Annotated in this window: 25 protein-coding genes; 11 read left to right on the forward strand and 14 right to left on the reverse strand. The window is 59.5% G+C overall.

The window, feature by feature from the left end:
• Positions 1 to 10 precede the first annotated feature (10 nt).
• The 9 genes from hycI to hycA form a co-directional block, all read right to left on the reverse strand.
• Positions 11 to 466 carry a hydrogenase maturation peptidase HycI gene (hycI, locus tag O1721_RS21655; protein ID WP_032104351.1) on the reverse strand — a complete coding sequence of 152 codons (456 nt, stop codon included), beginning with the start codon at positions 464 to 466 and terminating at the stop codon, positions 11 to 13.
• A complete protein-coding gene (locus tag O1721_RS21660) occupies positions 459 to 869 on the reverse strand; it encodes a formate hydrogenlyase maturation HycH family protein (RefSeq protein ID WP_017382798.1) in 411 nt (136 codons plus the stop codon). Before O1721_RS21660 ends, hycI begins: the two co-directional genes overlap by 8 nt.
• Positions 866 to 1,633, reverse strand: coding sequence for an NADH-quinone oxidoreductase subunit B family protein (locus tag O1721_RS21665; protein ID WP_032104350.1), 768 nt, complete (start codon positions 1,631 to 1,633; stop codon positions 866 to 868). The genes O1721_RS21660 and O1721_RS21665 overlap by 4 nt, the downstream gene beginning before the upstream one ends.
• The gene (locus tag O1721_RS21670) at positions 1,633 to 2,175 is read right to left on the reverse strand and encodes a formate hydrogenlyase complex iron-sulfur subunit (protein ID WP_032104349.1); all 543 of its coding nucleotides are present in this window, start codon (positions 2,173 to 2,175) and stop codon (positions 1,633 to 1,635) included. The genes O1721_RS21665 and O1721_RS21670 overlap by 1 nt, the downstream gene beginning before the upstream one ends.
• A 9-nt stretch (positions 2,176 to 2,184) precedes the next feature.
• Positions 2,185 to 3,894, reverse strand: coding sequence for a formate hydrogenlyase subunit HycE (gene hycE / locus O1721_RS21675; RefSeq protein ID WP_032649302.1), 1,710 nt, complete (start codon positions 3,892 to 3,894; stop codon positions 2,185 to 2,187).
• A 15-nt stretch (positions 3,895 to 3,909) separates the two neighbouring features.
• Positions 3,910 to 4,833: a respiratory chain complex I subunit 1 family protein gene (locus O1721_RS21680; protein ID WP_032104348.1), complete on the reverse strand. Its 924-nt coding sequence runs from the start codon at positions 4,831 to 4,833 to the stop codon at positions 3,910 to 3,912.
• 1 nt (position 4,834) lies between these two features.
• The gene (gene hycC / locus O1721_RS21685; RefSeq protein WP_032104347.1) at positions 4,835 to 6,649 is read right to left on the reverse strand and encodes a formate hydrogenlyase subunit 3; all 1,815 of its coding nucleotides are present in this window, start codon (positions 6,647 to 6,649) and stop codon (positions 4,835 to 4,837) included.
• The gene (locus tag O1721_RS21690; RefSeq protein WP_032104345.1) at positions 6,646 to 7,254 is read right to left on the reverse strand and encodes a 4Fe-4S dicluster domain-containing protein; all 609 of its coding nucleotides are present in this window, start codon (positions 7,252 to 7,254) and stop codon (positions 6,646 to 6,648) included. Before O1721_RS21690 ends, hycC begins: the two co-directional genes overlap by 4 nt.
• Positions 7,255 to 7,327: 73 nt before the next feature.
• Positions 7,328 to 7,792 (reverse strand): formate hydrogenlyase regulator HycA, encoded by a 465-nt coding sequence (gene hycA / locus O1721_RS21695; RefSeq protein ID WP_017382804.1) that lies wholly within the window; start codon positions 7,790 to 7,792, stop codon positions 7,328 to 7,330.
• A 210-nt stretch (positions 7,793 to 8,002) separates the two neighbouring features.
• On the opposite strand from hycA, the gene hypA reads away from it, so the two are divergent.
• The 6 genes from hypA to flhA all read left to right on the forward strand — a co-directional run bounded on the left by hypA (position 8,003) and on the right by flhA (position 13,750).
• Positions 8,003 to 8,353, forward strand: coding sequence for a hydrogenase maturation nickel metallochaperone HypA (gene hypA, locus O1721_RS21700; protein WP_032104344.1), 351 nt, complete (start codon positions 8,003 to 8,005; stop codon positions 8,351 to 8,353).
• 3 nt (positions 8,354 to 8,356) lie between these two features.
• Positions 8,357 to 9,220: a hydrogenase nickel incorporation protein HypB gene (gene hypB, locus O1721_RS21705; protein WP_023304320.1), complete on the forward strand. Its 864-nt coding sequence runs from the start codon at positions 8,357 to 8,359 to the stop codon at positions 9,218 to 9,220.
• Positions 9,211 to 9,483: a HypC/HybG/HupF family hydrogenase formation chaperone gene (locus tag O1721_RS21710; RefSeq protein WP_023295333.1), complete on the forward strand. Its 273-nt coding sequence runs from the start codon at positions 9,211 to 9,213 to the stop codon at positions 9,481 to 9,483. The genes hypB and O1721_RS21710 overlap by 10 nt, the downstream gene beginning before the upstream one ends.
• 3 nt (positions 9,484 to 9,486) lie before the next feature.
• Positions 9,487 to 10,608, forward strand: a complete 1,122-nt coding sequence (gene hypD / locus O1721_RS21715) for a hydrogenase formation protein HypD (protein ID WP_032649304.1) — start codon at positions 9,487 to 9,489, stop codon at positions 10,606 to 10,608.
• Positions 10,605 to 11,615 carry a hydrogenase expression/formation protein HypE gene (gene hypE, locus O1721_RS21720; protein ID WP_017692768.1) on the forward strand — a complete coding sequence of 337 codons (1,011 nt, stop codon included), beginning with the start codon at positions 10,605 to 10,607 and terminating at the stop codon, positions 11,613 to 11,615. Before hypD ends, hypE begins: the two co-directional genes overlap by 4 nt.
• Before the next feature lie 62 nt (positions 11,616 to 11,677).
• A complete protein-coding gene (gene flhA, locus O1721_RS21725) occupies positions 11,678 to 13,750 on the forward strand; it encodes a formate hydrogenlyase transcriptional activator FlhA (RefSeq protein WP_017382808.1) in 2,073 nt (690 codons plus the stop codon).
• A gap of 61 nt (positions 13,751 to 13,811) precedes the next feature.
• Here the strand turns inward: flhA and O1721_RS21730 are convergent, their stop codons facing one another.
• Entirely contained in the window at positions 13,812 to 14,156 is a 345-nt protein-coding gene (locus tag O1721_RS21730) for a nitrous oxide-stimulated promoter family protein (protein WP_022649174.1), read from the reverse strand.
• A 175-nt stretch (positions 14,157 to 14,331) separates the two neighbouring features.
• On the opposite strand from O1721_RS21730, the gene O1721_RS21735 reads away from it, so the two are divergent.
• Together O1721_RS21735 and mutS are read left to right on the forward strand one after the other, a co-directional pair.
• The gene (locus O1721_RS21735; RefSeq protein WP_017692767.1) at positions 14,332 to 14,562 is read left to right on the forward strand and encodes a SymE family type I addiction module toxin; all 231 of its coding nucleotides are present in this window, start codon (positions 14,332 to 14,334) and stop codon (positions 14,560 to 14,562) included.
• Positions 14,563 to 14,675: 113 nt separating this feature from the next.
• Complete coding sequence (mutS, locus tag O1721_RS21740) at positions 14,676 to 17,237, forward strand: DNA mismatch repair protein MutS (RefSeq protein ID WP_017692766.1); 2,562 nt, start codon at positions 14,676 to 14,678, stop codon at positions 17,235 to 17,237.
• A 140-nt stretch (positions 17,238 to 17,377) separates the two neighbouring features.
• Here the strand turns inward: mutS and O1721_RS21745 are convergent, their stop codons facing one another.
• Genes O1721_RS21745 through O1721_RS21755 form a run of 3 tightly spaced genes read right to left on the reverse strand, consistent with a single transcriptional unit; the run spans position 17,378 to position 19,629 of the window.
• On the reverse strand, positions 17,378 to 17,599 hold the full coding sequence (locus O1721_RS21745) for a non-oxidative hydroxyarylic acid decarboxylases subunit D (RefSeq protein ID WP_003862116.1): 222 nt from the start codon (positions 17,597 to 17,599) through the stop codon (positions 17,378 to 17,380).
• A 10-nt stretch (positions 17,600 to 17,609) separates the two neighbouring features.
• Complete coding sequence (locus O1721_RS21750) at positions 17,610 to 19,037, reverse strand: non-oxidative hydroxyarylic acid decarboxylases subunit C (protein WP_032649307.1); 1,428 nt, start codon at positions 19,035 to 19,037, stop codon at positions 17,610 to 17,612.
• Positions 19,027 to 19,629, reverse strand: coding sequence for a non-oxidative hydroxyarylic acid decarboxylases subunit B (locus O1721_RS21755; protein ID WP_017692764.1), 603 nt, complete (start codon positions 19,627 to 19,629; stop codon positions 19,027 to 19,029). Before O1721_RS21755 ends, O1721_RS21750 begins: the two co-directional genes overlap by 11 nt.
• Positions 19,630 to 19,802: 173 nt before the next feature.
• Here O1721_RS21755 and O1721_RS21760 point away from each other — a divergent pair, with 173 nt between their 5' ends.
• Positions 19,803 to 20,210 carry a MarR family winged helix-turn-helix transcriptional regulator gene (locus O1721_RS21760; protein WP_023304324.1) on the forward strand — a complete coding sequence of 136 codons (408 nt, stop codon included), beginning with the start codon at positions 19,803 to 19,805 and terminating at the stop codon, positions 20,208 to 20,210.
• On the opposite strand, the gene O1721_RS21765 is transcribed toward O1721_RS21760, so the two are convergent.
• Positions 20,207 to 21,094, reverse strand: coding sequence for a LysR family transcriptional regulator (locus O1721_RS21765; RefSeq protein WP_022649179.1), 888 nt, complete (start codon positions 21,092 to 21,094; stop codon positions 20,207 to 20,209). The genes O1721_RS21760 and O1721_RS21765 overlap by 4 nt on opposite strands.
• 109 nt (positions 21,095 to 21,203) lie before the next feature.
• On the opposite strand from O1721_RS21765, the gene O1721_RS21770 reads away from it, so the two are divergent.
• Positions 21,204 to 22,406 (forward strand): MFS transporter, encoded by a 1,203-nt coding sequence (locus tag O1721_RS21770; protein ID WP_032649309.1) that lies wholly within the window; start codon positions 21,204 to 21,206, stop codon positions 22,404 to 22,406.
• Entirely contained in the window at positions 22,403 to 22,780 is a 378-nt protein-coding gene (locus tag O1721_RS21775; protein ID WP_015571707.1) for a DUF4440 domain-containing protein, read from the forward strand. The genes O1721_RS21770 and O1721_RS21775 overlap by 4 nt, the downstream gene beginning before the upstream one ends.
• Positions 22,781 to 22,828 lie beyond the last annotated feature (48 nt).

Here is a 22,828-nt window from a genome sequence, read left to right on the forward strand (position 1 = left end):
CCGGCACTGCTCAGAGCTGAGAAAATCCCCCATCCCCAACCCACCCGGCAAGCCGTGAATAGACCACGTCCACCGCCTCTTTCACCGGCTGCGTCATCGGGTAATAGAACCCGACAATGTCCGGCTGAATCCCCAGAAACAGCACCTCACCCACGTCGTCTTTAATCTGATCGACCAGGTAGTTCAGCGGCATATTGTGCGTCGTCATCATAAACATTTCGGCGATGTCGTCCGGGTCAATCAGGCGGATCTCACCGGGGTTGAGCCCCATATCGGTGGCATCAACGATTAACAGCCTGTCCGGGCGCAGTTCACGAATGGCCACCACGTCGTTTTCCGGCGCGCTGCCGCCGTCAATCACCACCCAACTGCCCGGCGGGTTCGCAGCGCACTTTTCCGCCAGCAGCGGGCCCGCGCCGTCGTCGCCCATCATGCTGTTGCCGACACACAGTAAAACGTCAGTCACGTAATCTCCTCACCATCAGGTAGATGGCGCTCTCCTGATGAATATCGTGCAGCATGCTAAGCAGCGTTTTGCTCCACGCCTGCTGCTCGGGGGTTTGCCTGCTCAGCGCCTCGTCAAAGGCGTTGGCGAGCATCGCAATGTGGTTGGCGTCGATCACGATCTCGCCGTACTTCGGCACGCCTTCCATTTTGCGCCGCGCCGTGCTGCCCTCCTCCAGCGTGGCGATCCACGCCAGGTAATCGGCCCACGGGCAGCTCAGCGCCGCCTCCAGGCAGTCGATCACCCCGAGGTGATGCCCAATCGCCAGGCTGTAATAGACCACCTGCTGCGCCGCAGCCGGCGTGGCATCGTTCTCATCAATAAACTTACGGCTCAGCTGGCTGAACACCACCGTTTCACTCATCGGATACGCGCCTCATCCACGATGCTGTTCAGGTTCGCCACGATCTCATTGAGTCGCGGATCGTTTTCCGCCTCCAGCCAGCGCGCCACCTGATGGTCGCCCTGGCTCAGCAGGCGCAGATAATCGTCGGCAATCTGGCGTCCGTAGCGGTAGCCCGCCAGCCTGCGCGCCGTGCGGTCGATCTTCACCCGCAGCGGCTGCACCATATCCGGGTGCAGGAGAGTGGCTGGCTGGTTGTCCAGCTCGCCCGGCTCACGAGCGTGGATCTTCTGCTCCAGCAGGCCGAGCGCCATGGCAAAACCGTACAGCGTGGCGGCGGGCGTCGGCGGGCAGCCCGGAATGTAGACGTCCACCGGCACGATTTTGTCGGTGCCGCCCCAGACGCAGTACAGGTCGTGGAAGATGCCGCCGCTGTTGCCGCAGGCACCGTACGAGATGCAGATTTTCGGGTCCGGCGCGGACTGCCAGGCGCGCAGCGCGGGGGATCGCATGGCGCGGGTGACGGCCCCGGTAAACAGCAGAATGTCCGCATGGCGCGGAGACGGCACCACTTTGATGCCGAAGCGCTCGGCGTCAAACAGCGGTGACAGCGTGGCGAAGATCTCGATCTCGCAGCCGTTGCAGCCGCCGCAGTCCACGCGGTAGACGTAGGCCGAGCGTTTGATTTTTTTCAGCAGCGACGCCTTCATGCTGGCGATGGATTCGTCCACCGTCATCGGCACCGGAATGCCGTTAGCGTCGCGCGGGCCGAGTAAGTTTTCCATCAGCTGGCCTCTCTCATATGGCGGGTTAAATCGATGCGGTCAGACGGCAGCAGGCATTTCTGACGCTTGCACTCCGGGCAGGTTTCGAAGCTTTCACGGTGATGCTCCGCGCGGACGTCGCCGTTGTGCTTCAGCAGCGCGATGGCGTAGTCGATCTCTTTTTGCACGGCGAACGGACGCTTGCAGACGCGGCAGTTGCACAGCGCGAAGCGCGACTGCTGGAGAAAATCCTCTTTTTTCCACACCGCCAGCTCGTACTCCTGAGACAGGCGAATGGCGACCGTCGGGCAGACCTCCTCGCAGCGGCCGCAGAAGATGCAGCGCCCGAGGTTAAACTGCCAGGCCAGCTCGCCGGTTTTCAGGTCCGTTTCCACCGTTAAGGCATTCGACGGGCAGGCGTTGACGCAGGCCGCGCAGCCGATGCACTGCTGCGGATTGTGCTCCGGCTTGCCGCGAAAGTTTTTATCCACCGGGATCGGCTCCAGCGGATAACTGCTGGTCTGCACGCCGGTTTTGATCACTTTTTTGATAAAGGTAAACATGGCGAGTCCTTATTTCAGCGGCGAGTTCTTACGCTCGATGCTGTAGCGCTCAAGCTCTTTGTACGGCACCACCTGGCTTTTCTTCTTGCGCACGTCCACGACGGTCATGCGGTCGGTGCAGGAGTAGCACGGGTCGAGGCTGCCGATGATCAGCGGCGCGTCAGAGACGGTGTTACCGCGCAGCATGTAGCGCAGGGTTGGCCAGTTGGCGTAGGTCGCCGCACGGCAGCGCCAGCGGTAGAGCTTCTGGTTGTCGCCGGTCATGCTCCAGTGGATGTCGTCCCCGCGCGGCGCTTCGGCAAAGCCGAGGGCAAAGCGGTTTGGAATGTAGGTGAAGCCTTCCACCATCAGCGGGCCGCCCGGCAGATTATCGAGGCCGTAGTCGATCATGTTCAGCGCGGTGAATACCTCGTTGATGCGCACCTTCAGACGGGAGATGACGTCGCAGCCCTGCTCGCTGTGCACGGTCATCGGCAGCAGGCCGTAGCCGACAAACGGGTGATCGGCGCGGGTATCACGGGCGTGGCCGCTGGCGCGCACCATCGGGCCGACGTTGCTGAAGTCGCGGGCGATTTCCGGGTCAAGACGACCAATCCCGACGGTGCGCTGCTCAATGTTTGGCGTGCTGAGCAGCATGTCCACCAGCTCCTGCACGTCCCGCCGCATCTGCTGCGCCAGCTGGCGGGTCTGGATCATGTCGTCTTTCAGCAGGTCGCGGCGGATCCCGCCGATCAGGTTCAGGCCGTAGGTTTTACGCGCCCCGGTAAGGATCTCCGCCATCTTCATCGACGCCTCGCGCACGCGGAAGAACTGCATAAACCCGGAGTCAAAGCCGACGAAGTGGCAGGCCAGGCCGAGGTTAAGCAGGTGCGAGTGCAGGCGCTCCACCTCCAGCAGAATGGCGCGGATCATCTGCGCGCGTTTCGGCACCACGATCCCCATGCCGTTTTCCACCGAGGTGGTGTAGGCGGTGCTGTGGGCAAAGCCGCAGATGCCGCACACGCGGTCAGAGAGGAACGTGACTTCGTTGTAGCCCATGCGGGTCTCCGCCAGCTTCTCCATGCCGCGGTGGACGTAGAACAGGCGGTAGTCGGCGTCGATAATGTTCTCGCCGTCGACGAACAGGCGGAAGTGGCCCGGTTCGTCGGAGGTAACGTGCAGCGGGCCAATCGGCACCACGTTATTCTTCTTGCTGCCCAGCTCGTTGATGAACTCGTAGGTTTCGCTGTCGGTGGTCGGGGCCGGGCGCTGGCGATAGTCCATGCTGTCCTTGCGCAGCGGATAGAGTTCATCCGGCCAGTCGTCCGGCAGCACCAGGCGACGCTCGTCAGGCAGGCCAACCGGCACCAGACCATACATGTCGCGCACTTCGCGCTCGCCCCAGACGGCGGCAGGCACGCGCGGCGTGACGGAGGGGTATTCCGGTTTAGCCGGATCGACCTCTACGCGCACGGTGAGCCAGCACTTCTCCCCCTGCTCCATCGACATCACGTAGTACACCGCATAGTTGCCACACAGCTGACGCTCGTCGTTGCCGAACAGCACTGACAGCCAGCCGCCCTGCTGGTAATAGAGAAACTCCACCACTTCCGGCAGATAGTTCACCTTAATGGTGACGGTGATCTGGTCTTTGGTTTGCCAGGACTCCTCCAGCACCACGCCCGGGAAAGCCTGATGCAACGCGGCGAGATACTGCTGACCTTTCTTTTCTTCAGACATAAACACTCTCTTTAATCACGCCACCAGCAAGGAGACGAACGCTAAAAATGCAAAACCAAAACCGGCCCAGGTGATGCGTGACGTTTCAACAAAACGCAGGCGCGCCATGCTGTTTTCAAACAGGGCAATCACCAGCACGCCGATAAGCAGCTTGAGCACAGCCACCACCACGGCCAGCAGCAGGCCGCCCGCAGAGAAGTGCGTCATCTGCCCCCACGGGAAGAAAACGCCGACGAACATCTGCAACACCACCAGCTGCTTGAGGCTGATGCCCCACTTCAGCACCGCAAAGCCGTAGCCGCTGTATTCGGTGAGCGGCCCCTCCTGTAATTCCTGCTCCGCTTCCGCGAGATCGAACGGCAACTTGCCCATCTCGATAAAGGTGGCGAACGCGCAGGCGCAGAGCGCCAGCACCAGCGGGAGAGAACGTGAAACCGGCCAGTGGTAAACGGTGTCGGTGATAAAACTGATATGGGTCGAGCCTGCAACCTGTGCGGCAACCCACAGCCCCAGCAGCAGAATTGGCTCAACCAGCACGCCGAGCATCGCCTCGCGGCTGGCGCCGATACCCGTAAACGGGCTGCCGGTATCCAGACCCGCAATCGCAAAGAAGAAACGCGCGATGGCGAAGAGGTAGATCAGCGTAATCAGATCGCCCAGCACCGGCAGCGGCGAGCCCACCGTCACTACCGGCAGCGCGGTGGCGATGGTCAGCATCACGCCCACCATCACAAACGGCGTCAGGCGGAACACCCAGCCTGCGGCATCCGGCGCGACGCTCTGACGGGAGAGCAGTTTGAAGAGATCGCGGTACTCCTGGAGCACGCCAGGTCCGCGACGATTGTGCAGCCGGGCGCGCGCCACGCGCGTGATGCCCGACAGCAGCGGCGCGACGGCGAACAGCACCAGCGCCTGAAGAATTGCCAGTAACAGACTCATGTCAGGCTCCTCGTGAAATGACAATCACCACCAGCACCGCCAGCTCGATCAGCGCCAGGCGGCGGAACAGCACGGGCACGGCGGCACCCTGCCAGCCCGGCACCCAGCCCACCGGGTTCAGCCAGTGGCGCAGCTTCAGCACGGCGGCAAAGTTTTCCTTCACCGGCATGGCGAAACCGTGGGCGGTGATGACCATCGACTGCTCGTGTTCGTAGCCGCAGGCCCACGCCGCGCCGCGCGAGCGGGAGGCGAGACGGTCGCGTCTGAAGAACAGCATCAGCACGAACGGCAGGAGCGGCGCGGCAATCAGCAGCAGCGCCATCATCGGCTGGGAAACGACGGTATGCGCCGTGACCAGCGGCAGCGGAATGGCGTGGCCCAGCAGCGGCAGCAGCCACGGCGCGGCAACCCCGCCCGCGATGCAGCACAGCGCCAGTGCGACCACGCTGGTGGCCATCAGTACCGGGGCGCAACAGGCGTTTTCCGCTTCGCGGGTGCGCGGCGCGCCCAGGAAGGTGACGCCGTAAACCTTCGCCATACACATCACCGCCAGCGCGCCGGTGATCGCCAGGCCCACCGCCAGCAGCGGGCCGAGTAAACGCCCGATAAACGCCTCGCTCTGGCCGAGGGCGAAGAAGGACTGATAAATCACCCACTCGCCGGCAAAGCCGTTCAGCGGCGGCAGCGCAGCCATCGCCATCAGCCCGACCAGCATCGCCAGCGAAATGACGGGCATTTTTTTGCCAATCCCGCCGAGCTTTTCAATATCGCGGTGCCCGGTGCGGAACCAGACGCTGCCCGCACCGAGGAACAGGGTGCTTTTAAACAGACTGTGGTTGATAAGGTGATACAGACCGCCAATAAACCCGGCGGCAATCAGCGCCGGCTGGTTGAGCGCCAGCCCGGTGACGCCCGCGCCCATGCCGAGCAGGATAATCCCGATGTTCTCCAGGGTGTGGTACGCCAGCAGACGCTGGATGTTGTGCTCCATCAGCGCGTAGAGCCCGCCGACGAACGCGGTGATCATCCCTGCAATCAGCAGCGCCACGCCCCACCACAGCGGCGGCTGACCGCCCGTCAGGGTTATCATCAGGATGCCGAACAGACCGACCTTCATCACCACGGTGGAGAACAGCGCAGCGGCCGGGGCTGAGGCATTGGCATGCGCCTGCGGCACCCAGCCGTGCAGCGGGATAATCCCGGCCAGCAGGCCAAAACCGACTACGCCCAACAGCCAGACGTCGTTGCCCAGCGGCTGACCGTTAAGCGCGGCAAAATCCAGCGTGCCGAAACGCTGCCACACCAGCCAGCAGGCCAGCGCCAGCAGCAGCGTACCGAGACGTCCGAGCGCAAACCACAGCTTGCCGGAGGCGCTGCATCCGGTCAGGAACACGCCGCACAGGGCCATGATTTCTGCCATCACCACCAGCGCGCCGAGGTTGCTGGCGATAACGGTACAGACCGCGGCGGCCATCAACAGGTTAACCAGCAGGCCGTTGGCTTTGGTGTGCTGATGTCGGTGCCAGTCGACATTAAACAGGCTGATAAACAGCCCGCACAGGCCAAAGGTTATCAGCCAGATGGCGTTCAGCGGCGTAAGCTCAACGGCGTGGTGAATCAGCGGGATGAGGGTGTCGACGGACTGGCCGTCGATCAGGACAACCCCGCCCGCCGCCAGCGTCATCAGGCTGCCGACCGCCCCACCGATACCGGCGATCGCCCCGCTCAGCGTTTTATGGAAGGAGAGGAGCAGCGCCAGGACAGCGGCGGCGGCAAACCAGGCCACACCGCTGGTCATCATAACTATCGCGTTCATTTCGCCCCCTCGTTAAGCGCCCGCAGCAGCGAAAGATCGCCGACGTCGGTATTGATGGTCAGCTCGCGCTTGCGTTTGCTGGTGCGAGCGATGTCGCGGATGTTGACCAGGACCAGCGCCCGGGTCGGGCAGGTCCGCACGCAGGCCGGACCCTGCTCATCGAAGCTGCACAGATCGCACTTCACCGCAACGGCGCGAATGCCCGGCACCCAGTCCAGCAGCGTACTCACGCGTGCCGGAGCTGGTGGCGCAGGCGGCGCTTTTGGGGTATTGGCATTCGCCGGAATATGCAGCGGACGGCTGCCGGAAAACTCAATAGCGCCGAACGGACAGGCGATGCCGCACAGCTTGCAGCTCACGCACAGGCTTTCGTTCAGCTGTACCGCGCCGTCAACGCGGGTGATGGCATTGACAGGACAGACGCCCGCGCACGGGGCGTCTTCACAGTGGTGACAGAGCTGCGGGGCAGACTCTTTCTCATTACGCATGACGCGCAGGCGCGGCATGGACTGTAGCCCGTGCAGGCGGTGCGTTTCCGAACACGCCGCCTCACAGGTCCGACAGCCAATACAGACCATCGAGTCAGCAATTACAAAACGGTTCACCGGGTCATCCTCTGGTGATGGTCATTTTTGACGAAAAAAAACTGTCTTATCGACACTTCTCGACACTCGTTTTTCAGGCCACGTTCGCGGAGGATTTTCCGTCGATCAGCTGTTTCAGGTTGACTGGCCTGTCATGCTCAACGGCGGCGTAGAGGCCGTTGTAAACCGGCGCGATTTTCTCCAGATAGTGCTCCAGCACCTGCTGGCGATCGCGGTTGCTGACGTGACCGTCCACCATGCCGTCCGCCATCAGCTGCGCCCGGGCGATGCAGTGCCTGTCGCCCTCTTTCGTCTCGACGTAGTACTCAATCGTGTGGCTGTTGAAGGTCTCCGCCAGGGTGACGTAAATCGTAAAGTGACCGAACAGTACAAAACGCATATCCCCCTGCGCCGCACAGCTCATGGCGTGATGCAGATGGGCCTTCGACAGCGTGATCCCCTGGATCAGTGAATTGCAGTACAGGTGCCATTGCTCCTGGAGCTGCTGATGACGTTGTGCGATGTAATCCGCTTTTTCGCTAATTTCCCAAATAGTCATAAAAGGTATCCGGTTAATGGAGTTAGCGGCTGTTAAGCAGATTTCGTGCCAGTTTTTAATTTGTTGATTTAAATGGATTTTAAAGAGATGCGCACTGTCACCGCCGCGGTGTCGACGTGTCATTTCGACAGTGTTGACATCGTCACGCCGTAACGCAAATCAAGCTGGCACCGTTATTGCATTGAAGGGGCAATTCATTAAGGAGGCGTCATGCACGAAATCACCCTCTGCCAGCGGGCACTGGAACTTATCGAACAGCAGGCAGTGCAAAACCACGCGAAACGCGTCACCGGCGTCTGGCTGAAGGTCGGGGCGTTTTCCTGCGTCGAGACCAGCGCCCTCACCTTCTGTTTTGAGCTGGTGTGCAGCGGCACGCTGGCGGAAGGCTGCGACCTGCATATTGAAGAGCAGCAGGCAGAGTGCTGGTGCGAGCAGTGTCAGGAGTACGTCACGCTGCTGTCATCGAAGGTACAGCGCTGTCCGCAGTGCCAGAGCAGCGGGCTGCGCATCGTGGCGGATGACGGTATGCAGATCCAACGCCTCGAAATCGAGAAGGAGTAATGTATGTGTAGTACCTGCGGTTGCGCTGAAGGCAACCTGTATATAGAAGGGGATGAACACCGTCCCCACTCCGCGTTTCGCTCCGCGCCCTTTTCTCCTGCCCCACGTCCCGCGGCGGCCCTGACCGGCATCACCTTTGCCCCGCAGCGTTCCGACGCGGGCGACCTCCATTACGGCCACGGCGAAGCGGGTACGCACGCGCCGGGCATCAGCCAGCGCCAGATGCTGGAGGTGGAGATCAACGTGCTGGACAAAAATAACCAGCTCGCCGCCCGCAATCGCGCCCGCTTTGCCGCGCGCGAACAGCTGGTGCTGAACCTGGTCTCCAGCCCCGGCTCCGGTAAAACCACGCTGCTGACCGAAACCCTCAAACGGCTGAACGAACACGTCTCCTGCGCCGTAATCGAAGGCGACCAGCAAACGGTAAACGACGCCGCGCGCATCCGCGAAACCGGTACGCCTGCGATTCAGGTCAACACCGGGAAAGGGTGCCACCTGGACGCGCAGATGATTGCCGACGCCGCCCCGCGCCTGCCGCTGGCGGATAACGGTATCCTGTTTATTGAAAACGTCGGCAACCTGGTTTGCCCGGCAAGCTTCGACCTCGGCGAGCGGCATAAAGTGGCGGTGCTCTCCGTGACCGAAGGGGAAGACAAGCCGCTTAAATATCCGCATATGTTTGCCGCCGCCTCCGTCATGCTGCTGAACAAGGTCGACCTGCTGCCGTACCTGAATTTCGACGTGGATAAGTGCCTGGCTTACGCCCGGGAAGTGAACCCGGACATTGAGATCCTGCTGGTTTCCGCCACGCGTGGCGACGGGATGGACGCCTGGCTGAACTGGCTGGAGAACGAACGATGTGCATAGGCGTCCCCGGACAAATTCATTCCCTCGACGGCAATCAGGCCAAAGTGGAGGTCTGCGGCATCCTGCGCGATGTCGACCTGACGCTGGTAGGCAGCCACGATGAGACCGGCGCATCGCGTCTCGGCCAGTGGGTGCTGGTCCACGTGGGTTTTGCCATGAGCGTGATTAATGAGGAAGAAGCCCGCGACACGCTGGACGCGCTACAGAATATGTTCGATGTCGAGCCGGACGTGGGCGCCCTGTTGTATGGGGAGGAACGTTAACACATGCGTTACGTTGATGAATATCGCGCGCCTGAGCAGGTGTTGCAGCTTATCGATCGCCTGAAGACCCGCGCCTCGCTGCTGGACTACACGAAAGAAAAACCGCTGCGGATCATGGAGGTGTGCGGCGGACACACCCACGCCATCTTTAAATTTGGCCTCGACCAGCTGCTGCCGGAGAACATCGAGTTTATCCACGGCCCCGGCTGCCCGGTGTGCGTGCTGCCGATGGGGCGCATCGACAGCTGTATCGACATCGCCAGCCGCCCCGGTGTGATTTTTTGCACCTTTGGCGACGCCATGCGTGTACCGGGAAAAAATGGCTCGCTGCTCCAGGCGAAGGCGCGCGGCGCAGACGTGCGGATCGTCTACTCACCGATGGATGCCCTGACGCTGGCGATGGCTAATCCTGAGCGTAAGGTCGTCTTTTTCGGGCTGGGTTTTGAAACCACCATGCCCGCCACCGCCATTACCCTCCAGCAGGCTAAAGCCTGCAACGTCACAAACTTTTACTTTTTCTGCCAGCACATCACGCTTATTCCCACGCTGCGCAGCCTGCTTGAAGCGCCGGATAACGGTATCGACGCGTTTCTGGCGCCGGGCCACGTCAGCATGGTGATCGGCACAGAAGCCTACGGTTTTATCGCTGAACAGTACAATCGTCCGTTAGTGGTGGCTGGTTTCGAGCCACTTGATCTACTGCAAGGCGTGACCATGCTGGTTGAGCAGAAAATAGCGGCCCTGAGTGCGGTGGAAAATCAGTATCGTCGCGTGGTGCCCGATGCAGGTAACAGACGGGCACAGCAGGCCATAGCCGACGTGTTTAGCGTCGAAGGCGACAGCGAGTGGCGCGGACTGGGGCTGATTGCCGAATCCGGCGTACACCTGACGCCCGCGTATCGCGCCTTCGACGCCGAAGCGCATTTCCGCCCGCAGCCGCAGCAGGTGTGCGACGATCCCCGCGCCCGCTGTGGCGACGTACTCACCGGCAAATGCAAACCTCATCACTGCCCGTTATTTGGCAACGCCTGTAACCCGCAAACCGCGTTTGGCGCGCTGATGGTCTCTTCCGAAGGGGCATGCGCCGCGTGGTATCACTATCGCAACCAGGAGTGTGAAGCATGAACACGGTGGAAATGGCGCACGGAAGCGGTGGACAGGCGATGCAGCAGCTGATTAACCGGCTGTTTATGGAAGCCTTTAATAACCCCTGGCTCGCCGAGCAGGAAGATCAGGCGCGTATTGACCTCGCGGCCCTGACCGCCCACGGTGACAGGCTGGCGTTCTCTACCGACAGCTACGTGATTGACCCGCTGTTCTTCCCGGGAGGCGATATCGGCAAGCTCGCCGTCTGCGGCACGGCAAACGACGTCGCCGTCAGCGGCGCGATCCCCCGCTACCTCTCCTGCGGGTTTATCCTCGAAGAAGGGTTACCGATGGAGACGCTCACGGCGGTGGTCAACAGCATGGCGCACACCGCACGCGAGGCGGGGATCGCCATCGTCACCGGGGATACCAAGGTGGTGCAGCGCGGCGCGGCGGATAAGCTCTTCATCAACACAGCCGGGATGGGCGCGATCCCTGCCGACATTCACTGGGGCGCGCAGCAGCTTTGCGCAGGCGACGTGCTGATTGTCAGCGGCACGCTGGGCTGCCACGGGGCAACCATCCTGAACCTGCGCGAAGGCCTGGGGCTGGATGGCGAGCTGCGCAGTGACTGCGCGGTACTCACGCCGCTGATCCAGACGCTGCGCGACATGCCGGGCGTAAAAGCCCTGCGCGACGCCACGCGGGGCGGCGTGAATGCCGTCGTGCACGAGTTCGCGGCAAGCTGCGGCTGCGGGATTGAGCTGACCGAGCGCGGCCTGCCCGTTAAGCCCGCCGTGCGCGGGCTGTGCGAGCTACTAGGTCTAAACCCGCTTAACTTTGCCAATGAGGGCAAGCTGGTGATCGGCGTGGAACGCGCGGCGGCGGAAGCCGTACTTGCACAGCTGCGCACGCATCCTTTAGGGAAAGACGCGGCCATCATCGGCGACGTGGTTGAGCGCAAAGGGGTGCGCCTGACCGGGCTTTACGGCGTGAAGCGCACGCTGGATCTGCCGCACGCTGAACCGTTACCCCGAATTTGCTAGACCGCGCCAAAAGCGGTCAGCGCTGAATTTCTCTTTTTGCCAGTTTCTATTGGAAAGCAACAATGCCGTATACACCGATGAGCGATCTTGGACAGCAGGGCCTGTTTGACATCACGCGCACACTTTTACAACAGCCCGATCTCGGCGCGCTGAGCGATGCCCTGACGCGGCTGGTCAGGCAATCAGCGCTGGCGGACAGCGCCGCCATTGTGCTCTGGCATAGCGCAACCCACCGCGCGAGCTATTTCTCAACGCGTGATAACGGCAAAATCTTCGAATATGAAGATGAAACGTTTCTGGCCCACGGCCCGGTGCGGCGTATCCTCTCCCGCCCGGAAGCGCTGCACTGCAATTTTGACCAGTTTCGCCAGGCCTGGCCGAAGCTGGCAGAGAGCAATCTTTACCACCCATTCGGCCACTACAGCATGCTGCCGCTGGCGGTGGAAGGGCAAATTTTTGGCGGCTGCGAGTTTATCCGCGATACCGACCAGCCCTGGAGCGAGGCGGAGTACGAACGCCTGCACACCTTTACCCAGATTGTGGCCGTTGTCGCGGAGCAGATCCAAAGCCGCGTCACCAATAATGTGGACTACGACCTGCTGAGCCGCGAGCGCGATAACTTCCGCATTCTGGTTGCCATCACCAACGCCGTGCTCTCCCGCCTGGACATGGATGAGTTGGTCAGCGAAGTGTCAAAAGAGATCCATCACTATTTTAAAATCGATGCCATCAGCATTGCGCTACGCGGCAACCGGAAAGGCAAGCTCAACATCTACTCCACCCACTACCTTGATGAAGCCAACCCGGCGCACGAGCAGAGCGAAGTGGACGAAGCGGGAACGCTGTCCGAGCGGGTATTTAAAAGCAAAGAGATCCTGCTGCTCAATCTCAATGAACAGGATCCGGTAGCCCCCTACGAGCGGATGTTGTTCAACACCTGGGGCAACAAGATCCAGACCCTGTGCCTGCTGCCGCTGATGTCCGGCAACACCATGCTCGGCGTGCTTAAACTGGCGCAGTGCGATGAAGCCGTATTTACCACCGCTAACCTGAAGCTGCTGCGCCAGATCGCAGAGCGTATCTCCATTGCGCTGGATAACGCCCTCGCCTATCAGGAGATCCACCGCCTGAAGGAGAGGCTGGTGGACGAAAACCTGGCGCTGACCGAGCAGCTCAACAACGTGGACAGCGAGTTTGGCGAAATCATCGGGCGCAGCGATGCCATGTACAGCGTCCTTAAGCAGGTGGAAATGGTGGCGCAGAGCGACAGCACGGTGCTGATCCTCGGTGAAACCGGTACCGGGAAAGAGCTGATTGCCCGGGCGATCCACAATCTGAGCAACCGCAATAGCCGCCGGATGGTGAAGATGAACTGCGCGGCGATGCCTGCGGGCTTACTGGAAAGCGACCTGTTCGGCCACGAGCGCGGCGCCTTTACCGGCGCCAGCAGCCAGCGGCTGGGCCGTTTTGAACTGGCGGATAAAAGCTCGTTGTTCCTCGACGAAGTGGGCGATATGCCGCTGGAGCTTCAGCCCAAGCTGCTGCGCGTTTTGCAGGAGCAGGAGTTCGAGCGCCTCGGCAGCAACAAGCTGATCCAGACCGACGTGCGTCTGATTGCCGCCACCAATCGCGATCTGAAAAAAATGGTCGCCGACCGCGAGTTTCGCAGCGATCTTTACTATCGCCTGAACGTCTTCCCGATCTGCCTGCCGCCGCTGCGCGAGCGCCCGGAAGATATTCCGCTGCTGGTGAAAGCCTTTACCGCGAAGATTGCCCGCCGGATGGGGCGAAATATCGACAGTATTCCTGCCGAAACGCTACGCACACTCTCGGCGATGGAGTGGCCGGGGAACGTGCGCGAGCTGGAAAACGTCATTGAACGCGCGGTCCTGCTGACCCGCGGGAACGTGCTCCAGCTCTCCCTGCCAGAGGTTACTCCTTCTGAAACGACCGTGACCGCAACCGAGCTTGCGAAAGAGGGAGAAGATGAATATCAGCTCATTATGCGAGTGCTGAAGGAGACCAACGGCGTGGTAGCCGGACCGAAAGGTGCGGCGCAACGGCTGGGTCTGAAGCGTACCACCCTGCTCTCGCGCATGAAGCGTCTGGGAATCGATAAAGAGAGCCTGAATTAACCCGTCATTCCGGCGACGTCGCCCTGCGCGTAATTTGTCGCCCACTGCGGCGCGGAGCCGGTTATTTTTTGGGCCGATACTTTTCGGGTAATTCCGGAACCGGACGGCGATCGTCGATCAGATGACGGATGGTCAGAATCGGATGGCGCCATAACATACGTGGCCCTGCCCAGCGCATCACCTGCTTCATCTCTTCCCGTCGGGCGGGCTGATAACAGTGCACAGGGCACTGTTTGCAGGCAGGTTTTTCCTCACCAAACACGCATTTATCCAGCCGCTTATCGGCATAAGCCTTGAGCGCCGAATAGTGCCCCTCTTCTTTTATGGCGTGCGGACACCTGTTTTCGTACAGGGCGATCATTCTGGCGATCGTCTTTTTTTCTCGTGAAATACGTTTACCGGACATAACGTCGTCCTCAACAATAAAGTGCATTTATAATACCCTTTTATCCGCACATTTTCAGTCATTGCATTCCATTTTCTGAAGCGCCCTTCCAGAATTACCCCGCCCCCCGCTGCGTTTTACTGGTATTTTATACAGGCATAAATAACCACCTTTGACCGCATTCACCGGAGAGCTTATGCAAGAGATCGCGATCGCCAAACCCTATCGTCACTTGAAAGTGGGTTACTTCAGAAAACGTCATGAAGACCGTAAAACGAAAATTCCAAAACGCTACAGCGTACACGCAGCGCTGAGCCTGAAAGGCGACTGGCTTGAGCAAGCGGGATTTACCACCAACTCGCAGGTTCGGGTGGGCGTCGAGCACGGGAAAATCATCATTGAATTAATGGTGGAAGATGCCTCGTAAAGTCGTGACTTTTTTCTGCGCCGCACCTTTTTTTCATGCGACAATAGAAGGAACAATCGGCCATTGAGCCGCTCAAAGCGTAATATTTTCAAAGAAATGGATATCATAACTCCATGAGCACAATCGACAATTTCGACGCGCATACGCCAATGATGCAGCAGTACCTGAAGCTGAAGGCACAGCATCCGGAAATTTTGCTGTTTTACCGTATGGGCGATTTTTACGAGCTTTTTTATGACGATGCGAAACGTGCGTCTCAGCTGCTCGACATTTCCCTGACGAAACGTGGCGCGTCAGCAGGCGAGCCCATCCCGATGGCAGGTATCCCGCATCACGCGGTTGAAAACTATCTGGCGAAGCTGGTGAACCAGGGTGAGTCTGTCGCTATCTGCGAACAAATTGGCGACCCGGCCACGTCGAAAGGCCCCGTTGAGCGCAAAGTCGTACGCATCGTGACGCCGGGAACCATCAGTGATGAGGCCCTGCTTCAGGAGCGCCAGGATAACCTGCTGGCGGCGATCTGGCAGGACGGTAAAGGGTTTGGCTACGCCACGCTGGATATCAGCTCCGGTCGTTTTCGCCTGAGTGAACCGGCTGACCGTGAAACCATGGCGGCTGAACTACAGCGCACCAATCCGGCAGAACTGCTTTATGCAGAGGATTTCGCCGAGACGGCGCTGATTGAAGGTCGCCGCGGCCTGCGTCGTCGTCCACTGTGGGAGTTCGAAATTGATACCGCGCGCCAGCAGCTGAACCTGCAATTTGGCACGCGAGATTTGATTGGCTTTGGCGTAGAAAACGCCCCGCGCGGGCTGTGTGCCGCAGGCTGCCTGTTGCAGTACGTTAAGGATACGCAGCGTACCGCCCTGCCCCATATCCGTTCCATTACCATGGAGCGTCAGCAGGACAGCATCATCATGGATGCCGCCACGCGCCGCAACCTGGAGATCACTCAGAACCTCGCTGGCGGCATGGAAAATACGCTGGCGTCGGTTCTCGACAGCACGGTTACCCCCATGGGCAGCCGTATGCTCAAACGCTGGCTGCATATGCCGATCCGCAATACCGACACGCTGATCGGCCGCCAGCAAACCATTGCCGCATTGCAGGATCGTTACACCGACTTGCAGCCGGTGCTGCGTCAGGTGGGTGATCTTGAGCGTATCCTGGCGCGCCTGGCACTGCGCACCGCGCGTCCACGCGATCTTGCCCGTATGCGTCACGCGTTCCAGCAGTTGCCGGAACTGCGTGCTCAGCTGGGAGAGATCGACAGCGCGCCAGTGCAGAAGCTGCGCGAAACCATGGGCGAATTTACCGAGCTTCGCGAACTGCTGGAACGCGCCATCATTGATGCGCCGCCTGTTCTGGTGCGGGATGGCGGGGTTATTGCTCCAGGTTATAACGAAGAGCTGGACGAATGGCGTGCGCTGGCCGATGGCGCGACGGATTATCTGGATAAGCTGGAAATCCGCGAGCGTGAACGTCTGGGGCTCGACACCCTGAAAGTCGGCTACAACGCGGTACACGGTTACTATATCCAGATCAGCCGTGGGCAGAGTCACCTGGCGCCGATTCACTACGTTCGCCGCCAGACGCTGAAAAATGCCGAGCGCTACATTATTCCTGAGCTGAAAGAGTACGAAGACAAAGTGCTCACGTCGAAAGGTAAAGCGCTGGCGCTGGAGAAACAGCTGTATGACGAGCTGTTTGACATCCTGATGCCGCACCTGGCTGACCTGCAACTGAGCGCCGCTGCGCTGGCCGAGCTGGATGTCCTGGTAAACCTGGCCGAGCGCGCCGATACGCTGAACTACACCTGTCCGACCTTTACTGACAAACCCGGCATTCGCATTACCGAAGGCCGCCACCCGGTGGTTGAGCAGGTGCTGAACGAGCCGTTTATTGCCAACCCGTTGAACCTGTCACCGCAGCGAAGAATGCTGATCATTACCGGTCCCAACATGGGCGGTAAAAGTACCTATATGCGCCAGACAGCCCTTATCGCGCTGCTCGCCTACATCGGCAGCTACGTTCCGGCGCAGAAGGTTGAGATTGGCCCTATCGACCGTATCTTCACCCGTGTGGGTGCTGCGGACGATCTGGCGAGCGGTCGCTCTACCTTTATGGTCGAGATGACCGAAACCGCCAACATTCTGCATAACGCGACAGAGAACAGTCTGGTGTTGATGGACGAAGTAGGACGCGGTACCTCCACCTATGACGGCCTGTCCCTGGCCTGGGCGTGCGCGGAAAGTCTGGCAAATAAAATCAAGGCGCTGACGCTGTTCGCAACGCACTATTTCGAACTGACACAGCTGCCAGAGAAAATGGAAGGCGTGGCTAACGTCCACCTTGATGCGCTTGAGCACGGCGACACCATCGCCTTTATGCACACGGTGCAGGACGGCGCGGCAAGCAAGAGTTATGGCCTGGCCGTCGCGGCGCTGGCGGGCGTGCCAAAAGAGGTGATCAAGCGCGCGCGTCAGAAACTGCGTGAACTGGAAAGTTTGTCACCGAATGCGGCGGCGACGCAGATAGATGGTACGCAGATGTCACTGCTGGCGGTCCCGGAAGAGACCTCTCCGGCCGTGGAAGCGCTGGAAAATCTCGACCCGGATTCCCTGACGCCGCGACAGGCGCTGGAGTGGATTTATCGGTTGAAGAGTCTGGTTTAGTTCTCTGCGGTCTTTTTTGCCGGGTGGCGGCTTCGCCTTACCCGGCCTACAAAACCCGTAGGCCCGGTAAGCGTAGCGCCACCGGGCAAAGGACCGCACGATATTATCGCCCGGTAAGCGCAGCCGCCACCGGGCTTTTTTTACAGCAGCGGCGGGATCGTCGGCACCTGCGGCGCCTCATCAATATCCTTCTGCGTCATGCGGAACGCTTCCGGGTAATGCTCGCGGCTGGTACGGCGCAGCGGTTCGGTATCGCGCCAGGTATACAGACAGTGCTGACACTGGTATACCGTCCAGACACCTTTCACCGGTGATGTTGCCATCACTTCAATATGTTCATCGGCACAACGTGGACAAATCATTTTTTCCTCCTTATTGACGTGCCGCCAGCATCGCGGTCAGTTTTTCGGCCCAGGCTTTGGTTTCAGGGAGATCCTGTACCGGCTGGCTGTAGTGACCACGGTTGTCCGGGGCAACAGGGGTGGTGGCATCAATGATCAGCTTGTCAGTGATCCCCGCCGGGCTGGAGCCGGGGTCAAGCTCGAGCACAGACATATTCGGTAGCTGCACCAGATCGCCTGCCGGATTGACCTTCGATGACAGCGCCCACATCACCTGCGGCAGGTTAAACGGATCGACATCTTCATCCACCATAATCACCATCTTCACGTAACCCAGACCGTGTGGCGTAGTCATGGCGCGGAGCCCGACCGCACGGGCAAAACCGCCGTAACGCTTTTTAGTGGAGATAATCGCCAGCAGACCGTGGGTGTACATGGCGTTTACCGCCTGCACTTCCGGGAATTCCGCCTTCAGCTGCTGATAGAGCGGTACGCAGGTGGCGGGCCCCATCAGATAATCAATCTCGGTCCACGGCATGCCCAGGTAGAGAGATTCGAAAATCGGTTTAGTGCGGTAAGAAACTTTGTCGATACGCACAACCGTCATGTTGCGCCCGCCGGAGTAGTGACCGGTAAACTCACCGAAGGGCCCTTCAATTTCACGTTTCCGGCCTTCAATCACCCCTTCCAGGATCACTTCCGACCCCCACGGCACATCGAAACCGGTCAGCGGAGCCGTCGCAATCGGATACGGGCTTTCACGTAGCGCACCGGCCATTTCATACTCGGATTGATCGTATTTCAGCGGCGTGGCGCCCATCAGGGTGATGATCGGATCGTTACCCAGCGTAATGGCAATTGGCAGGTCTTCGCCGCGCTCTTCTGCCTTATGCAGATGCAACGCAATATCGTGCATCGGCACCGGTTGCAGGCCGAGCTTACGCTTGCCCTTCACTTCCATACGATAGATCCCGACGTTCTGCTTGCCGAAGTGATCGGGGTCGAGCGGATCGCGGGAGACAACGCATGCTTTATCGAGATAAAAGCCCCCGTCACCGTCGTTCAGGCGGAACAGCGGCAGAATGTCGAACAGGTTAATGTCTTCCCCGTCCACCGTGTTCTGCGCCCAGGCCGGGTTTGCACGACGCTCTGGCGCGACGGGAAATTTGTCCCAGCGACGAATAAACTCGTCGATCTGTTTTTTCACCGAGGTATTCGCCGGCAGCCCCATCGAAATAGCGTGGTTTTGCCACGAGCCGATAGTGTTCATCACCACACGGGCATCGGTGAAACCGCGAATATTATCGAACCACAGCGCAGGCGCGCCATCGCCAATGCGCCCGGTAGCGTTGGCGGCCGCCGCTAAATCCGGCTCAGCGTTTACCTCTTCCTCAATTTTCAGCAGCTGCCCTTGCTCATCGAGCGCCTGCAAGAAGCTTCTCAAATCATCAAATGCCATCTTTATTCTCCTGTGAAAAATGTTTCGCTGCCTGCAAACCTTCCCAGCGTCGGGCTTTTTTATGCTCCAGACCGAACTGGTCGAGAACGCGGGTCACGATATGATGGGTAATGTCATCGGCGGTTTGCGGGTGGTTGTAGTACGCAGGCATAGGCGGCACCATCGCCACGCCCATGCGGGAAAGGGCAAGCATGTTCTCGAGATGGATGGTGCTGAGCGGCGTCTCACGGGGAACCAGCACCAGCTTGCGTCCCTCTTTCAGCACCACGTCTGCCGCACGCCCAACCAGCCCTTCGGCGTAGCCCGCGCGGATACCCGCCAGCGTTTTCATGCTGCACGGGATGACGATCATGCCGTCGGTGCGAAACGAGCCGGAGGAGATGGTGGCAGCCTGATCGGCCGGGCTATGGACGACATCCGCCAGGGCAGCAACGTCATGCGCAGTGAAGGGCGTTTCCAGCTCAATCGTGGTTTTTGCCCACTTCGACATCACCAGATGCGTTTCCACCTCCGGCATTTCCCGCAGCGCCTGCAACAACGCCACGCCTAATGGCGCACCCGTTGCGCCCGTCATTCCCACAATCAATCTCATTCAGCACCTCAATTAGTTTGTTCGTATACGAACATATTAATTAAACTACGCCTTGATCCTGCTGCTGACAAGATCGTTCGTACACGATCACACTAATCGCTAAAAAACTCTCGCGTTAAAATTCAGCCCGAGAGCGGCTATCATAGAGGGAGTATTTTTCCGTCGGAGTGTCCATGGAGTTAAGACAAGAAGCTTTTCACCTGCTACGTCAGCTTTTTCAACAGCATACCGCCCAGTGGCAGCACGCATTGCCCGAACTGACAAAGCCACAGTATGCGGTGATGCGGTCAATTGCTGAAAATCCTGGCATTGAGCAGGTTGCCCTGACTGAAGTCGCTGTGAGCACCAAAGCGACGCTGGCAGAAATGCTGAGCCGCATGGAAGCACGCGGCCTGGTCAGGCGCGAGCACGATCCGGCGGACAAGCGCCGTCGGTTTGTCTTTCTGACGGCCGAAGGTGAGGCCCTGCTTGAGAGCAGTAAACCGATTGGAAATGAGGTGGATGAGACGTTTTTAGGGCGCCTTAACGGCGCGGAACGAGAGCAATTTTCAGCGCTCATTAAAAAGATGATGCAGGATTAAGTAACCCTGACGCGCATAAAATCAATAAATGTTCGCACTTTCGCGGGCACATGCCGGGCATCAGGATAAACGGCATAGATGCCCTGCTGAGCGAACGTGTACGCCGGTAACAGCGAGACCAGTTCCCCTGCATCCAGTGCGTTTCGCACCAGCCACTCCGGCAGCAGCGCCACTCCACATCCCGCGAGGGCAAAAGCCATCAGCGCCTGGGCGCTGTCTGCATACAGGCGCGGCGCTCTCTTGATCTCAAAGGAAACCGGCTGCTCATCAACACCTCTCACCTGCCAGCGCAGCGGCGAGGTTAAACGCTCATGAATGATCCAGTCCGCTTCCGCCAGCTGCTCCAGCGAGTTAACCGGATGGTTTGCCAGCCAGCCTGGCGTTGCCACGGGCAGGATGGTGAAGGAGGTCATCAACGCGGCGTGGTAGCGCGAATCTGCAAGCGTGCCGAGCCGGATAGCGACATCGAAGCGCTCGGCGATAAGATCGGCATGCAAAGAGGACGAGACATGCCGCACGCGGAGGTCCGGGTGCAGCTGGCTAAATTCAGCCAGCAAAGGCACCACCACCTGCGAGCCATATTCGGGCGTGGTGGTGATCCGCAGTTCTCCCGTCAGCCCGGCGTGGTTGGCGCGAACATCATCCTGCAATCGCTCTGCATCCCGTAACAGCATCACGCTTCGTTGATGAAAGAGCTTCCCCGCCTCGGTCAGCGTCAGGCGTCGGGTGGTTCGCAGCAACAGGGTGACGCCCAGCTCCTCTTCAAGCTGACGAATATGAAAGCTGACCACCGCTTTTGTCAGCCCCATCGCCTCCGCTGCGGCGGTGAAACTGCCGGTGTCCGCTACGGCGATAAACATCGCCGTACGCTGTAAATTAAGCATCGCTTGCCTGGTTAACTGTCAAAATAATGTTGACAGTATATCGTGCTTTATCGCGTTTATCCGTAACGCGCGGGCCGATACGATACGCCACCTCACCGGAGGAACTTCCATGACGTATCGCAGCAAAATCGCCGTCGTCTTTCTGCTCGGCTTTTTCCTTGATTTGATAAACATGTTTATTGCCAGCGTCGCCTTTCCGGCGATGGCTCGCGCTTTCAATACCACACCTTCCGCGCTTACCTGGGTAAGTAACGGATACATTGCCGGACTGACGTTAGTCATCCCTTTCAGCAGTATCCTGACGCGCCGCGTCGGGCCGAAACGCGTTATCCTGCTCTCACTGCTTCTCTTTAGCGCGGCCTCCGTTGCGGCGGGTCTCTCATCTTCGCTGGAAAGTCTGATTGCCTGGCGAGTCGTACAGGGCGCCGGAGGGGGTTTACTGATCCCGGTTGGTCAGGCGCTGACCTGGCAACAGTTTAAGCCTCATGAGCGGGCCAGACTCTCCTCGGCGGTGATGCTGGTCGCACTGCTTGCCCCCGCGTGCTCACCGGCTGTGGGCGGTATGCTGGTTCAGACATTCAGCTGGCGCTGGATATTTTTTGCCACCCTGCCCGTCGCCATTGTCACCTTTGCTTTGGCCTGCGCGTGGCTTAAAACAGAACCGTCGCCGATAAACACCACCAGGACAGTAAACCTGTCTTTGCTGACGGATCCGCTGTTGCGCTTATCCATGCTTATCTATGTGTGCGTACCCGGCATTTTTATCGGCGTGAACGTAACGGGCATGTATTACCTCCAGAGCGAGGCCAATATGACACCCGCCGCAACGGGCATGCTTATGCTGCCGTGGTCTGTGGCTTCGTTTTTGGCTATCACCGCGACAGGACTCTATTTCAACCGTATCGGCCCCCGGCCGCTGGTGGTCATCGGTTGCCTTTTGCAGGCGACAGGCATTCTGCTTTTAGTTAACGTCGGCCCGGCAATGCTGCTACCTGCCGTTGCGTTTGCGCTGATGGGCGCGGGGGGAAGCCTTTGCAGCAGTACGGCTCAGAGCAGCGCGTTTTTGACGATGCGACCGGAAGATATGCCCGATGCCAGCGCGCTATGGAATCTGAATCGTCAGTTGAGCTTTTTTGCGGGCGCTCTGCTGCTGGCGCAGGCGCTGAGCTTCATGCAGGATTATGTCGCGCCGCTGGCCGCCTGGCACGGGATGTTTGTTTTTGCCGCAGTCATCACCCTACTGCCCGTACTGTACGTCTACCGTCTTAACAACACGCAGTTACTTGCGCAACTGCAACAGGAGCAACCATGACCCATTTCGAACAAGAGATCCTCGACATTCACGTCGCCCTTGAAAACTGGTTAGGTGCAGGCGAAGGCGATCGGGACGCCCTGCTCGCCCGTTTCCGTCCGGATTTTCTGATGGTTCCACCGAGTGGCAACCCTTTAGATCATCACGCGCTTGCCCAATTTTTATATGCGCAGCGGGGAACCCGACCGGGGCTCAGGATCGACATTGATGCGTTAACAACGCTTCAGACATGGGACAACGGCGCAGTGCTCCATTACCGGGAGACGCAAACCCGGCCAGGCCAGCCCGTCAACGTGCGCTGGTCAACCGCAGTGCTTAATCAGGAAGGGGATAACATCACCTGGCGTTTGCTGCACGAAACGGCGCAGCCGTAAGGCATAAAAAAGGCCCGTCTCACGACGGGCCTTTTCTGACGAATGGTT

The organism is Enterobacter cloacae complex sp. HYC033_NIDB, from assembly GCF_056673335.1.